The sequence below is a fragment of the Bacillus cereus group sp. BfR-BA-01316 genome, assembly GCF_022664195.1.
Lineage (GTDB): Bacteria > Bacillota > Bacilli > Bacillales > Bacillaceae_G > Bacillus_A.
The window spans coordinates 1-238 of sequence record NZ_JAKUGX010000120.1 but is presented as its reverse complement, the minus strand read 5'-3'; the positions used below and the strand labels follow the sequence as shown (position 1 = coordinate 238).

The window sequence follows — 238 nt, the reverse complement described above, 5'->3', positions numbered from 1 at the left end:
GAACCATTCGCTCCAACCCACCATATTTCCATGCTGTTTGGAATTCTTGATACAGCTGAGATATTTTTGCTGTTATTAGCAGAAGGACGTTTTGCAGCAGGTGTTGGCGTTGGAACCTCGGAGTATAGTTCATAACGCATTTGTGCATCTGTGTCACCCGCTCCACATGCATGGTGAACTCGATACTGAGCTGCTTTAGGACCACTTATTGTAATATTACATTCATTACTACCAATAA

Annotated in this window: 1 pseudogene; it reads right to left on the bottom strand. The window is 42.4% G+C overall.

The features are described from left to right. Positions 1-238 (bottom strand): annotated as a pseudogene (locus tag MR071_RS25265) (hypothetical protein); the annotation flags it as partial.